General features: G+C 49.1%; 11 protein-coding genes and 2 pseudogenes. All 13 read left to right on the top strand.

Annotation, left to right across the window (positions count from 1 at the left end):
• The first annotated feature begins 286 nt into the window (after window positions 1-286).
• The 13 genes and pseudogenes from AC3ZPD_RS22765 (at window position 287) to AC3ZPD_RS22705 (ending at window position 13,025) form a co-directional block, all read left to right on the top strand.
• Window positions 287-1,303: a response regulator transcription factor gene (locus AC3ZPD_RS22765; RefSeq protein ID WP_490986524.1), complete on the top strand. Its 1,017-nt coding sequence runs from the start codon at window positions 287-289 to the stop codon at window positions 1,301-1,303.
• The gene (locus tag AC3ZPD_RS22760; RefSeq protein WP_490986523.1) at window positions 1,304-3,097 is read left to right on the top strand and encodes a sensor histidine kinase; all 1,794 of its coding nucleotides are present in this window, start codon (window positions 1,304-1,306) and stop codon (window positions 3,095-3,097) included.
• A 108-nt stretch (window positions 3,098-3,205) separates the two neighbouring features.
• Window positions 3,206-4,168, top strand: a complete 963-nt coding sequence (locus AC3ZPD_RS22755; RefSeq protein ID WP_490986522.1) for an ABC transporter permease — start codon at window positions 3,206-3,208, stop codon at window positions 4,166-4,168.
• A 12-nt stretch (window positions 4,169-4,180) separates the two neighbouring features.
• Window positions 4,181-5,050: a carbohydrate ABC transporter permease gene (locus tag AC3ZPD_RS22750; RefSeq protein WP_490986521.1), complete on the top strand. Its 870-nt coding sequence runs from the start codon at window positions 4,181-4,183 to the stop codon at window positions 5,048-5,050.
• Between the two features lie 113 nt (window positions 5,051-5,163).
• Window positions 5,164-6,738, top strand: a complete 1,575-nt coding sequence (locus AC3ZPD_RS22745; protein ID WP_490986520.1) for an extracellular solute-binding protein — start codon at window positions 5,164-5,166, stop codon at window positions 6,736-6,738.
• Window positions 6,739-6,823: 85 nt separating this feature from the next.
• Window positions 6,824-7,911 (top strand): annotated as a pseudogene (locus tag AC3ZPD_RS22740) (glycoside hydrolase family 88 protein).
• A gap of 226 nt (window positions 7,912-8,137) precedes the next feature.
• Complete coding sequence (locus AC3ZPD_RS22735) at window positions 8,138-8,743, top strand: type 1 glutamine amidotransferase domain-containing protein (protein WP_490986519.1); 606 nt, start codon at window positions 8,138-8,140, stop codon at window positions 8,741-8,743.
• Between the two features lie 341 nt (window positions 8,744-9,084).
• Window positions 9,085-9,204: pseudogene (locus AC3ZPD_RS22730) on the top strand (aldo/keto reductase); the annotation flags it as partial.
• A gap of 105 nt (window positions 9,205-9,309) precedes the next feature.
• Window positions 9,310-10,071: an SDR family NAD(P)-dependent oxidoreductase gene (locus AC3ZPD_RS22725; RefSeq protein WP_490986518.1), complete on the top strand. Its 762-nt coding sequence runs from the start codon at window positions 9,310-9,312 to the stop codon at window positions 10,069-10,071.
• Between the two features lie 284 nt (window positions 10,072-10,355).
• Window positions 10,356-10,670, top strand: coding sequence for an ArsR/SmtB family transcription factor (locus AC3ZPD_RS22720; protein WP_490986517.1), 315 nt, complete (start codon window positions 10,356-10,358; stop codon window positions 10,668-10,670).
• Between the two features lie 14 nt (window positions 10,671-10,684).
• Entirely contained in the window at window positions 10,685-12,088 is a 1,404-nt protein-coding gene (locus tag AC3ZPD_RS22715; RefSeq protein ID WP_490986516.1) for an arsenic transporter, read from the top strand.
• Window positions 12,089-12,140: 52 nt separating this feature from the next.
• Window positions 12,141-12,566 carry an arsenate reductase (thioredoxin) gene (gene arsC / locus AC3ZPD_RS22710; protein ID WP_490986525.1) on the top strand — a complete coding sequence of 142 codons (426 nt, stop codon included), beginning with the start codon at window positions 12,141-12,143 and terminating at the stop codon, window positions 12,564-12,566.
• Between the two features lie 27 nt (window positions 12,567-12,593).
• Window positions 12,594-13,025: a protein-tyrosine phosphatase family protein gene (locus tag AC3ZPD_RS22705; RefSeq protein ID WP_490986515.1), complete on the top strand. Its 432-nt coding sequence runs from the start codon at window positions 12,594-12,596 to the stop codon at window positions 13,023-13,025.
• The last annotated feature ends 153 nt before the right edge of the window (window positions 13,026-13,178 follow it).

Here is a 13,178-nt window from a genome sequence, read left to right as displayed (position 1 = left end):
TCTGCTTGGTTAAAATGTTTCTTACTCATGTCATCCCCTCCATTGCCTCTTCCAGTATACAAAAAGTACCCATAGCCCAGACACCTTTTTTTCAAAGTGTCCAGTCTATGGGTACCAGTTTAGGGAGCCTGTCCCTTTTTTTATTGTTCGGTTGTTCAAGTTGTTTAAGTTCTTGGAGTCCTTCAGGTACTTGTATACTTCAGGTACTTCGTATACTTCAGGTACTTCGTATACTTCGAGCTCTTTAGGCTTTTTGCCGCACTTTTGACCAAGGGAGGTTATGGGCATGCACGTCTTGATTGTGGACGATGAAAGGATTATACGAAATGGGCTGAAAAATATGCTGCTCTCTTATCACACCCCGTTTGCCGGCATTCGGTTGGCCGAAAACGGAGAGCAGGCGATGGAGCTGATTCGGCAGGACCCGCCAAATTTGGTCATTACGGATATCCGGATGCCGAAGATGGACGGTCTCGAATTTTGTAAGCGGATACATGAATCCTATCGTTTTATTACGGTCGTTGTCCTCTCCGGCTTTGCCGAATTCGAATATGCGAAGCAATGCATGACCTACGGGGTGAAGGAGTATTTGCTGAAGCCTGTTGTTAAGGCAGATATCCATGAATTGCTCGATAAGCTGCTGAAGGCAAACAAGAAGGGCGTGCTCACTCCCACTCAGTCGGAGAAATACCTGGACGAGATGACCGAGCATATTTGGCAGCTGCGACTTCAGGAGCTGGACGAGGTGCTTGAGCAGTGGCTTTGCTATTGCCGCGAGTGCACAGATCATCCCCTTCAATTAAGAGAGCTCTTGGAGGACTCCTTCCAGGCGGTGGTTGATCGCTTAAAAGCCAAAGGCTACGCTTATACCGAATCAGGTCCCTATATACAAGAGAGTCCCTTGAATGAGGTTGACGCAAAATTCCGCGAGAAACTCCAGGCGCTAACCGATGAGCTGGCCCTACGGCGGGGCGGATTTAAGGATTTGATGGCCGAAGCCAAGTCTTACATTGAGCAAAATATTGCCAAGGAGATCACGCTCGAGGAGGTCGCCAATCTTGTAGGACTGACCCCCAATTATTTCAGTCTCTATTTCAAAAAAATAACAGGCACCACGTTTATCAATTACCGGATGAAGAAACGGATCGAGCTTGCCGAACAGCTGCTGGCACTGCCCCATTACCGGATTGTCGACGTGGCGCATGAGATCGGCTATGAAGATTATTCACATTTCGCCAAGACCTTCCGGAAAATAAAGGGACTTACGCCCACTGAATTCCGCAGCAGGCTGGGGATCAAATAGATGATGAAACGGAGAAAGGGCCTGCTGTTTCGGTTGTATACCTACTTTGTCATCATGATTCTGGTGCCTTTATTTATCCTGGGGCTGTCGACTTATTATGGGGCTTCTGCCAAACTGCGGGATCAGGCGGAGGCCAACATGGCCCAGGTCGTCAATATTACCTCGCACCACCTTGAACAATATATTCGCAGCTATGAATACTCAACCTTGTCTTTGCTCAGCAACATAGACATCAAGGAATACCTCGATCTGAACCCGGGCTCCAACTACGAGAATTACTTTTATACTTCCAGGATTAAAGATTATGCTTTCGAACCGCTCCTGATTCGCTATCCGGACGTTATCTCCTCTCTGTATATTGTTCGCCAGGACGGGCGTACAGTGCTTGAAAACCAAGGAGGGGCTGTTGACCCTACCAGTTCCTTCTCTCAAGCCTATTTCAGCCAATTGTTTCAGCAGATTCCGGACAACGGCAAACTGATGATTCTGAACAACGGCGTGACCTCACAGGATGGCCATTACATTACATTAGCCCGCAAGATTAGGGGCCTGCGCTCCATGGACTATAAAGGAATTTTGGCGATAGAGCTTAGAAGCACCGATTTATCTTCGCTGTGGAAAGGAATCGAACTGGGACCGCAAAGCCATTTCAGCATCTCGGATGATCAAGGGAAAATCATCTACCATACCGACCCGGCCAAAATCGGCCAGCAGCTTCCAGCGGCTTCGAAAATCAAACTATCGAATGACCGTGTGGAGTCCCTCGTAAATAAAGAAGATGGCACCGAGCAATTCATCGTCGGCTTGCATTCGTCATATACGGACTGGGATCTGCAGATAGCGATTCCTATGGACGATTTGCGTCAGCCTATTATCCGGGTGCGAACCAATATGCTGTGGATCGGCGCGATTACGCTCATTGTGGCCTTAGTTTTTGCTTATAGACTAAGCTATTCCATTACGAACCCTATTCAGAACCTGCGGCGCGGCATGAAGAAGGCGGAGAAAGGCGACTGGACAAGAATTCCGCTCAGCGGGAAAAAGGATGAAGTTGACGAGCTCATTGTAAGCTACAACTCCATGGTGTACCGGCTCTCCGATTTGATCGATCAGGTGTATGTGGCGGAGAACTCCAAGCGGGAGGCGGAGCTGGAACGGCAGCAGGCGGAGCTGCAGGCGCTGCAAATGCAGATCAATCCGCATTTCTTGTACAACACGCTGGAAACGATCGTGTGTTTTCCGGCGGTTCAGGATTCCGCCGAGGTATCGGAAATCGTCAAGAGCATGGCTTATATGCTAAGATACTCCGTCCAGACCAGCCTGGAGGAAATCACGGTTGCCAATGAGCTGAAGCATGTGCTGAGCTACACGTCCATTCTGAAGCACCGCTACGACAAGGAAATTGAGTTCGATGTGGAAATTCCTCCGGCTTATTTGCTTAACAAGATGGTCAGACTCACGCTGCAGCCGTTAGTTGAAAACGTATTTCAGCATGCCTTCTTTGAGGGCATTCGGGAAGATCATCGAATTTGCATCAAAGCGCAGGAGGAGGAAACCGGGTTTATTGTTGCCGTCTCCGACAACGGGGCCGGGATGGGGGAGGAGAAATTGCGGGAGCTGCGCGCCGGACTAAATACAAAACGGCTGACTGAAGCGCAGAATGGCAAGGGAGGAATCGGCCTTCTGAATGTTCACCGGAGGATTCAGCTGGTATTCGGCGAAGCTTACGGCCTGCAAATGGAGAGCCAGCCCGGTAAAGGAACGGTGGTCCGCATGGTGATGCCCAAATCGTAAATGGCTGAATCGTAAATAAAGCCATATCACCAAAGATGGCGCCATCGTCCGTGTTATCTCCATGGGGTACGATGATCGTACCAAATTTTTAAATAGGAGATGACTCCGATGGCACAAAGCACCGTTCCCCAAACAGCCCCCAGCCCGATTCCAGCCCGGAAGCCGCCAAGGGACCGATGGTCGAATTTCAGGAAATACAGAGCTTTATACCTGCTGTCGATACCGGGCATTCTGTATTTCCTGCTGTTCAAGTATGTTCCTTTGCTCGGATCGGTAATGGCGTTCCAGGATTACAGCATTTTTAAAGGTTATCTGGGAAGTCCTTGGGTCGGACTGGCCCATTTTGAGCGGATGTTTCAATACCCGGATTTCCTGCGGATTTTGAAAAATACGCTGCTGCTGGCCTTTTACAGCCTGGGCATCGGTTTTCCCGTTCCGATTATTCTGGCGCTGCTGCTGAATGAAATACGCCGGATGTTCTTCAAACGAACTCTGCAGACCGTTCTGTACCTGCCGCATTTCCTTTCCTGGGTGGTGATCGGAGGGATCGCCATTGAGATTCTGTCGCCGCGGACAGGAATTGTCAATAATGTCCTTACTTCGCTCGGGTTTGATTCGATTTATTTCATGGGCGAGAACTCGTATATCCGCACCATTCTCGTGTCCTCGGGAATCTGGAAGGATGCGGGCTGGGGAACCATTATCTATCTCGCCGCACTGACAGGCATCAATCCCGATTTGTACGAAGCCGCAGAGATGGATGGGGCCAGCCGCTGGAAGCAAACCTTATCCATCACCATTCCGGCCATCCTGCCCACCATAACCATTTTATTTTTGCTGCAAATCGGCCACTTTATGGATTTTGGCTTTGAAAGAGTCCTGGTCTTCTTAAATACGCTCAATTCGCAAAACGGCGAAATTCTCGATACGTACATTTATTCGGCCGGCCTTCTTGACCGGCAATACAGCTACACGACCGCCATCGGCCTCTTCAAATCCGTAGTGGGTCTTGTCCTGATTATGTCAGGAAACTGGCTCAGCAAAAAAATGACCGGCGAAGGATTATATTGAGGAGGGATTGCCATGGTTAGAATGACCAGAGGAAAAAAGGCGTTTAGCCTATTTAATTATCTGTTTCTATCTGTACTGGGTTTAAGCATGATTCTCCCGATTCTGCATGTCATTGCCCAATCTTTAAGCAGCAATGCGGCGATTAATGGTGGAAAAGTGTTTTTCCTGCCGGTTGGTTTCACCTTGTCGAACTTTCGGGCCGTAGTCGGGGAGAAGCTGATCTGGCGTTCATTTGGCGTCAGCGTGTTTGTTACGTTATTTGGCACCCTGCTGAATCTGGCCATGACGGCTTTGCTGGCCTATCCGCTGTCGAGGTCGGAGTATTTGTACCGAAAGCCGGTTTTGATCTTCGTGCTGCTGACCATGATCTTTACCGCGCCGCTGATTCCCAACTATCTGCTGGTTAAAGAGCTGGGCATGATCGACTCGCTTTGGTCCTTGATGCTGCCAGGAGCCATAAGCGCATTTAATCTGTTTGTGATGCGTTCCTTTTTTATGGCCTTGCCTGGAGAGCTGATCGATTCGTCTCGGATCGACGGCTGCGGCGAGATGCGGATCTTGTGGAATGTCATCCTGCCGCTCTCCAAGCCCGTGATGGCTACGCTCGGCATATTCTACGCCGTTGGACATTGGAACAGCTACGCCAGCGCGTTGTATTACATCAATAATCGCCAATTGTATCCGCTCCAGGTGCGGCTGCGGGAGTTCATCATTACCGACAGCTCCACCATTAACGCCCCGGCCCAAGATGCTGTTCTGACCTCGCCGGAAGGCATTAAGATGGCGGTTGTTGTCGTGGCTACGATCCCGATTATGCTTGTTTATCCCTTCCTGCAGAAGCATTTTACCAAAGGGGTCATGGTCGGCTCGATCAAATCGTAACAGCATAAAAAAAACCATTGGACCTTATTTAAGCACATGGGAACCCTGCTTCTCCCATGATAAATTAGGGTTGTTTATGAAAGCGCTACAAAATCTGAGGGGGGGACAAACGAATGATGAGAAAGCGGATCCTAAGTTTACTTTGTGTGATGCTGCTGACAGGTTTGCTCGCGAGCTGCGCAGGCAGTACAGGGAACAAAGAAGATACAGCCTCCGGCGATAGCCCGGCGGTTACCAAATTTACGATGGCTAAAGGCACGCTGGCCATGAAGGCCGTAGAATCGGTCGATGACATGAATAAAGACAAATGGGTCCTCGAAATGGAGAAGCGCACCAACACCGACATCCAGATTCAGTTGATTCCACATAAAGATTTCGGTGAAAAGATCTCCTTGCTGTTCGCAGGCGGCGAGCTGCCGGATGTGCTGGTCGGTAATACAACGCCGACGGCTAACTCCATGAAGGGTGCGGTAGAAGCCGGTTTGTTTATGCCCCTGGAAGATCTGCTGGAGACGCATGGTCAGAATCTGCTCAAGACGATTCCGAAGGAAGTGTGGGATTCCGTAACCTATAACGGACATATTTATTCGATTCCCCAATACTTGAGCGTGCAATCACGCCGCGCGACCTTTATTCGCTCCGATCTCCTGGAGAAAGCGGGGGTGGAGGCGCCTAAGACGATCGACGATCTCCTTCCTGTGCTGCGCGCATTCAAGAAGATTGGCGTAGAGCAGCCGTTTGGCTTCCGCGAGAACTTTAAATATGCCGACTTCATCCTCGGCGCTTACGACGTGCTTCCTTACAGCACGATGTACGAGAAGCAAGGAGATGAAATTGTTCCTAAATTTTTCGACAGCGAAAATATGATGAAGGCTTTGGAAATCTACAAAGCTATGTACGACGAAGGTTTGATGGCTCAAGACTTTGCTACCATTACCGGGGCCATGTGGACGAAAAACCGCGATGCCGGCAAAGTGGGGATTTACAATGCCAACGCCAATCAGCTAGGCACTTATCAAAGCGAGCTGAGCCTGGCTGTTCCCGAAGGCAAGCTGGAGATGATTGCTTCCCCGACCGGTCCGGACGGCAAAGGCGGTATGATGCTGTACAGCAACACGCTGGAGCAGGCTTACCTGAACGCCAAGCTTGACAAGACCAAAGCGGAAGGCATCGTCAAGTTCTTCGATTATATGGCTACGGAAGAAGGCGCGAAATTTTTCACCTTCGGGATCGAAGGGGAGGACTACACGGTAGAGAACGGAGAAATCAAATATAACGCTCCTACCGATGAAGAGGGACGTTTATCCGAGCAGCGCCGCGACTGGTTATGGCTGATTAAAGATAATGCGTACAACAAGGATAAACTTCCGTTTGAGCCTAAGGGCGTAGAAATGCTGAACGGCTTTGAAACGATTTTGCCGTCTGAAGGACGGGCGGGTTTCTTCTTCACGCCGGAGCTCGACAGCTACCTGCAGTATCCCGATTTAGCTCCGAATTTCGATGAGCCGTCCAAGTTTATTTTAGGGCATATGATTAAAATGATTTACGGCACCGAGAACATTTCCGACTGGCCGAAGGTCATTGAGGAATGGAGAGCCAGCGGCGGCAATGAAATCATCAAAGAAGCGACAGAACGTTATAACAACAACGAAGGCGTTCAAATCGGTCCGGACGCCCATGTGGAATAATGAGCAGAGGGACAAAGGGACAGGGGCAGAGCCGGAAAGGGTAAGGGAAGCACCCATGGATAAACCGGCATTTGAATTTGCGGAAATGCTGGGCAGAACCTTAAATAAAGCTGAGTTCATGCTAGAGCAAATCGGCGACAAATCTCCGCATGCTGCCAAGGCAGACGGAAGATATGATGATATGCGGCTCGATTGGTGGACCTCGGGATTTTGGCCAGGCATGCTATGGATTGGGTATGATCTAACACGGAAAGAGGCCTACAGGCAGGCCGCATGGGGCTGGGACGAACGGCTTGAGCGTATGATGCTGCAAGATAACAACTTCCACCATGATGTCGGGTTTCAATTTCTGCCGACTGCCGTCATCAAACATAAGCTGACTGGAGATCCCGTTGCCCTGCGGCGCGGCTTGTTCGCCGCAAATTTTCTGGCAGGCCGCTACAATCTGGCAGGCGGATTCCTGCGGGCCTGGAACCAAGATAAGCTGGGCTGGTCCATTATCGACTCGTCCATGAATCTCTCGCTGCTGTTCTGGGCCGCCGAAGCCTCGGGTGATCCGCGTTTTAGTCATATTGCCCGTGCGCATGCCGATACGGTGGTGGAGCGGTTTATTCGGGAGGATGGCTCGGTATGCCATATCGTAAGCTTTGATCCTGCTACGGGAGAATGCCTGGGAGCTATCGGCGGGCAGGGGGCGGTCCCGATTCGGCTTGGAGCCGGGGCGCCGCATGGGCGCTGTACGGCATAGCAAATGCCTGCAAATATACGGGCGACAAGAAATACCTGCGGGCCTCCCGGCAAGTCGCCGATTTCTTCCTTGCCCATCTGCCGGCAGATGCGGTGCCGCATTGGGACTTCCGGGCTGCGGAAGATTTGCAGCAGGAACCGAGGGACAGCTCGGCGGGAGCCTGCGCAGCTTCCGGACTCCTGGAGCTGGCTTCGCTGCTTCCCGAGCAGGAGGGCAGGGTGTACCGTCTGGCTGCGGAGCGGATGATAAGATCGCTGGATCAGCGTTATGCGACCTGGGATCTGCCGGATCACGAGGCGATTCTGCTGCATGCCACCGGGCACAAGCCCGCCGGCCAAAATGTGGACGTCTCCCTGATTTACGGGGACTACTTCTTTCTCGAGGCTCTGGCCAAGCTGAATGGCTGGCAGCGGCATATTTTTTGAAAGACGATTAGAAGTACTTCTGGAAGAACGATTGCTAGTAAGAGAGCGGAGCTGTGGCTTCGCTTTTTTGCATTCGCTTTTTTGTATACAAAATAAAACAAATAACCGTGATCAATTTCCATATTTTTCATTTGACTTCAAGTCAACTCCAAGGCTTATGCTGAAATCGAGCAAGCAAACCGGAGTTAAATTCTCCGAATGATTATAATCCAGGGAGGCAAAACCTATGAGTACAAGATCTTCTGAACAGCAAGTAGATAATCGCGCAGGAATTCCTGTAAATAAACCTGTTATAGGTAAAGTAGCTATTTTAACTGCGGACAAAGTGGAAGATATTGAGTTTTTCTATCCGTATTACCGTTTCATTGAAGAAGGATATGAAGTGGATGTCCTTACCCCTTCAGGAGGCGTGCTTAAGGCTTACCGCGGCATGGAATTACAGGAAACCAAACTGCTTAAAGACCATCATCCTCAAGAATATAAGCTTCTTTATATCCCTGGGGGCCTTGCACCTGGAGAGCTGAGAAATAATCCGGACGCTGTCCGGTTTGTTCAGGAATTTGCCCAGAGTGGAAAAATCGTAGGAGCCGTTTGTCATGGTCCTCAATTGTTGGCATCGGCTGGTCTGGTCGAAGGGCGTAAAATGACCTCATGGCATGAGGTCGCCCATGAAATCACCGAAGCGGGCGGCGTTTATTTAAATGAACCTTTAGTCGAAGACGGTCCATTTATTACAGCGCGTAAACCAGGAGATTTGCCTATGGAGCTATCTCGAATTTTGGAACGACTAAGTTCAAACCTCGACTCAAAAGGAGCAGCGAAAACGCAATAAAACATTCATCAGCGTGAATGGATTCGGATTTCGCCAGCCAGTTTGATCTCATTTGCGGGAACATGTCTACAAAAAGTTGAAAAGACAAACAGGCATCATGGACGGCATGATGCCTGTTTTGTCGTTAAATTCATCCTACTCATTAGCTGAGTAGGAAATAACTAATCGATATACCTAATTTGCTGTAAAAGCGACGCCAAGAGAGGGCAGCCGGCAATGTTTGCTCGAGTGTTGGACAGAAGACGTACCCCGATGTAGTATTTAAGAAAACACCGGCAATTACAAAGTGAAACTCAGAAGGATGAGGAACTATTTTTTATGAAAAGGAGGGAGGCAAATCAATGGATTATACGAAACTTGGAAATTCGGGACTAGATGTATCCCGGATTTGTCTAGGTTGCATGGGTTTTGGCGATGCGGAGAAAGGGCATCATCGATGGGTGCTTAAGGAAGAACAGGCTCTGTTCAATTAACACCTGAAGAAATTTCATTTTTGGAAGAACCGTATGTACCCCATCCTATTGTTGGGCATTTTTAGGCCCCGAGGAGAAAAGGAGAACGAACACATGAAATTAGATCTTTCCGGAAAAATAGCTTTGGTGACGGGAGCAACGGGAGAGCTCGGCCGGGTCATTGCTCGTACGCTTGCGGAGTGCGGCGCGGATATTGCTTTGCATTACCATAGCAACGAAGCGAAAGCGCTCGAATTGAAGAGTACGATAGAGGCGCTCGGCAGACGTGCCATTGCCGTCAAAGCCGATGTAACGAAGCAGGATTCCATCCATGCGCTGAAGCAAACCGTTGAAGCGGACTTAGGTCATGTCGACATTGTTATAGCGAATGCGGTTGTACAGTACCAGTGGACGTCCGTGCTGGAGCAGCCGGCCGAAGACTACACGAGCCAATTCGAATCTTGCGTCCTGCAAAGCGTTTATCTGGCGAAAGCCTTCATACCGGCCATGATCGAGAAGAAGGGCGGACGTTTCATCGGCATTAACACGGAGTGCTCCATGCAGAACTTCCCGGGGCAATCGGCATACGTGGCAGGCAAAAGAGGCATGGACGGCGTCTATCGTGTGCTGGCGAAGGAAGTCGGCGCACATCAGATTACGGTCAACCAGGTGGCTCCAGGTTGGACAATCAGCGAACGCGAGCGCACGAACGGCATTGCCGAAAGCGACGATTATATCAAAAACGTGCCGCTCAAGAGACGCGGTACCGATCAGGAGATCGCGAATGCGGTCGTTTTCCTGGCCTCGGATCTGGCCAGCTTCATCACCGGAGCTTATATCCCGGTCAGCGGCGGCAATGTCATGCCGGCGATTTGAAAAGTTTGAGAGGTTTGGTTGCCATCTAATAAAGTGAGTAGATAGAAGCTGAGTCACAAGGTCAAGTTCTTCTCCTTTCTCCAGGAAAAGAACTTGACCTTATTTCCGTTGACTCCATCCTTCTATAAAGATGAATAACCAATCACTCCAGATGGACAACAAGAATAAAGGTTCCCTTAAAGGCCTATCAACAGGCAAATAAAATCTTTCATATAATCATTTACTTATATAATCATTTGCCTATATAATATTCCAAGAAGATACCTAAGAAAGGAGGAGGGCACTTGAGCACCCTTAATGAAATGTCGGAGCAGCTAAAACTTCTTTCGGACAAAACCAGACTGACCATCATGGCTTTATTAAAAGAACAGGAGATGTGCGTTTGCGACATTGTGGATATTTTAGAGACCAGTCAGCCCAACGTCAGCCAGCATTTAAAAAAGTTAAAATTAGGCGGTTTGGTGAATGAAACGAAAAAAAGCCAGTGGGTTTATTATTCGCTGAACGTGGAGGATAAACCTCATTTGAATGGTTTGATTCACCATCTTCCTTGCATGAAGTCTACGCTTGAAGGCCGAACTGGCTTGTCATGTGATTAATCTACGGAGGTCTTATGCTGATCATTGCTATCGCCATTTTTCTCGTAACGCTAATCTTTGTTATTTGGCAGCCAAAGGGGTTAAGCATCGGATGGTCTGCTGCTGGCGGGGCACTTCTGGCGTTATGTTTAGGGGTCGTTCAGTTATCTGATGTCTGGGACGTGACCCTCATTGTGTGGAACGCTACGCTGACCTTTGTAGCCATTATTCTGATCTCCCTCATTTTAGATGAGATTGGTTTCTTTGAGTGGGCAGCCTTGCATGTAGCCAGGTTTGCAAGAGGTAACGGCCGGCTGATGTTTGTTTACGTGATATTGCTTGGAGCCGCCGTATCCGCTTTGTTTGCCAACGATGGGGCCGCCTTGATTTTGACGCCTATTGTACTGGCGATGGTACGGGGCCTTAATTTCAACGAGAGAATGATCCTGCCCTTTATTATGGCGAGCGGTTTTATCTCGGACACAGCCTCTTTGCCGCTTGTCATCAGTAACTTGGTAAACATCGTGTCTTCCGATTTCTTTGGTATTTCCTTTGTGGAATATGCCGGCAGGATGATTGTACCCACCTTGTTTTCGGTCGCGGGAAGCCTGGTCATGCTGTTTCTAATGTTCAGAAAACGGATCCCCGCACACTATGAGGCCCGGCAGCTTAAAATTCCATCGGATGCGATTAAGGATCGACGCCTGTTCCGTTTATCCTGGATCATTCTTGGAGTGCTGCTCGCCGCCTACATGGGCAGTCAGTTTATAAAGGTTCCCGTTTCCGTAATCGCCGGAATTGCTGCCCTGGTTTTTATCCTTGTCGCCCGGAGCAGTCCTCAGATTCATACTTGGAGGCTTGTTAAGGGAGCTCCATGGGCCGTAGTCGTATTTTCGATCGGGATGTATGTCGTTGTATACGGACTTCGGAATGTCGGTTTGACCGATGAATTAGGCAAGCTGTTTGGCGCTGTCAGCCGGCACGGACTTTTTGTTTCAACGGTAGCTTCCGGATTTCTGGCAGCCGTCCTGTCATCGATCATGAATAATATGCCTACTGTTATGATCGACGCTCTTGCGATTAAAGCCACTTCTACGGAAGGTTACATACGGGAATCGCTTATTTATGCGAACGTTATCGGGTCAGATTTAGGGCCTAAAATTACGCCTATCGGTTCGTTAGCCACTTTGCTTTGGCTGCATGTTTTGGCTCAGAAAGGGGTCAAAATTAGCTGGGGCACCTATTTCAGAATGGGCTTGCTCTTGACGGTTCCAACGCTTTTCCTCACTTTGACCGGCCTTTATTTGTGGCTATCCTTTATAAGTTCCACTTCGGTCAATCCTTGGGTAACCCTCGCCGGTATTCTCTTTTGTCTCTTAGCCGTCTGGTGGGGAGCAAGGAAACTTCTGTTTAGAAAAAGCCGGCAGAATAGCAACTAGTATAGCAACTAATTCATGCTTATCAAAAAACTTATAAAAGGAGATTTATATGATGGAAAAGAAGCCGCTTGTTTATTTCCTTTGCACGGGTAACTCTTGTCGGAGTCAAATCGCCGACGGCTTTCTGAAGGCGCTTGGCGGAGATCAATATGAAGTGAAAAGCGCTGGCCTTGAAGCACATGGACTAAACCCACGAGCCGTACAAACGATGAAAGAAGCCGGCATAGACATCAGCAACCACACGTCGGACGTAATTGATCCGGAAATTTTAAATCGTGCAGATTACGTGATCACGCTTTGCGGTCACGCAGATGAGCATTGTCCTGTAATCTCCAATCCAAACGTCACCAAATGGCATTGGGGGTTTGAAGATCCGGCGAAAGCTACGGGTACGGACGAAGAAATTACCGCTCAGTTTAACCAAGTTCGGGATGCGATTCGGCACCGGGTCGCCCAGTTCGTTGAAACCGGAAAATGAAATATTCAGATAAGGGAGTGAACCTGGATGGCTAAAAATTATCAGGCACTTGTAGAGGATCGGATTTTTTTCGGCGGAGCGGTCGACGTTGAAGACATGTTTAAATACGAAGGCATTGAGATAGTCGTCGACTTGCGTGGAGAAGCGTTAGAGCCTGCTTTCGCAAATGAAAGGCTTCAATGGGTTCAGATTCCCTTAGAGGATCACGCCGAAGGCGCTCAGGACGAGCTTTATCGAAAAGGGATAAACCAAGTGGTCGAAGCATACCGTAACGGGAAAAAAGTCGGTTTCCATTGCGGGGGAGGCAGGGGCAGAACGGGAACTGTAGCGATTGGCACGCTCATGGAGCTAGGAAAAAGCAAAGATTTGCAGGAAGCGGAAGAAATGGCCAAAGCCATTCGTCCTACCTTGAACATTAAGGCCTCCCATCGTCTATCCCTAGAAAAAATGTATCGATAAACCTAATAAAAAAGAGATCCGCAATGAACTGTACCCATAGACTGGACACTTTGAAAAAAAGGTGTCTGGGCTATGGGTACTTTTTGTATACTGGAAGAGGCAATGGAGGGGATGACATGAGTAAGAAACATTTTAACCAAGCAGAGCGCAAGG

Source organism: Paenibacillus mobilis, assembly GCF_058267595.1.
Note: the sequence above shows the minus strand (reverse complement) of the source record. Positions and strands in the feature narration are given on the sequence as shown.

Excerpts from the sequence above, each read along its gene's own strand:
- AC3ZPD_RS22745 (WP_490986520.1), top strand. The coding sequence starts at position 5,164 with ATGATGAGAAAGCGGATCCTAAGTTTACTTTGTGTGATGCTGCTGACA.
- AC3ZPD_RS22755 (WP_490986522.1), top strand. The coding sequence starts at position 3,206 with ATGGCACAAAGCACCGTTCCCCAAACAGCCCCCAGCCCGATTCCAGCC.
- AC3ZPD_RS22705 (WP_490986515.1), top strand. The coding sequence starts at position 12,594 with ATGGCTAAAAATTATCAGGCACTTGTAGAGGATCGGATTTTTTTCGGC.
- AC3ZPD_RS22760 (WP_490986523.1), top strand. The coding sequence starts at position 1,304 with ATGATGAAACGGAGAAAGGGCCTGCTGTTTCGGTTGTATACCTACTTT.
- AC3ZPD_RS22715 (WP_490986516.1), top strand. The coding sequence starts at position 10,685 with ATGCTGATCATTGCTATCGCCATTTTTCTCGTAACGCTAATCTTTGTT.
- AC3ZPD_RS22725 (WP_490986518.1), top strand. The coding sequence starts at position 9,310 with ATGAAATTAGATCTTTCCGGAAAAATAGCTTTGGTGACGGGAGCAACG.
- AC3ZPD_RS22750 (WP_490986521.1), top strand. The coding sequence starts at position 4,181 with ATGGTTAGAATGACCAGAGGAAAAAAGGCGTTTAGCCTATTTAATTAT.
- arsC (WP_490986525.1), top strand. The coding sequence starts at position 12,141 with ATGGAAAAGAAGCCGCTTGTTTATTTCCTTTGCACGGGTAACTCTTGT.
- AC3ZPD_RS22765 (WP_490986524.1), top strand. The coding sequence starts at position 287 with ATGCACGTCTTGATTGTGGACGATGAAAGGATTATACGAAATGGGCTG.
- AC3ZPD_RS22735 (WP_490986519.1), top strand. The coding sequence starts at position 8,138 with ATGAGTACAAGATCTTCTGAACAGCAAGTAGATAATCGCGCAGGAATT.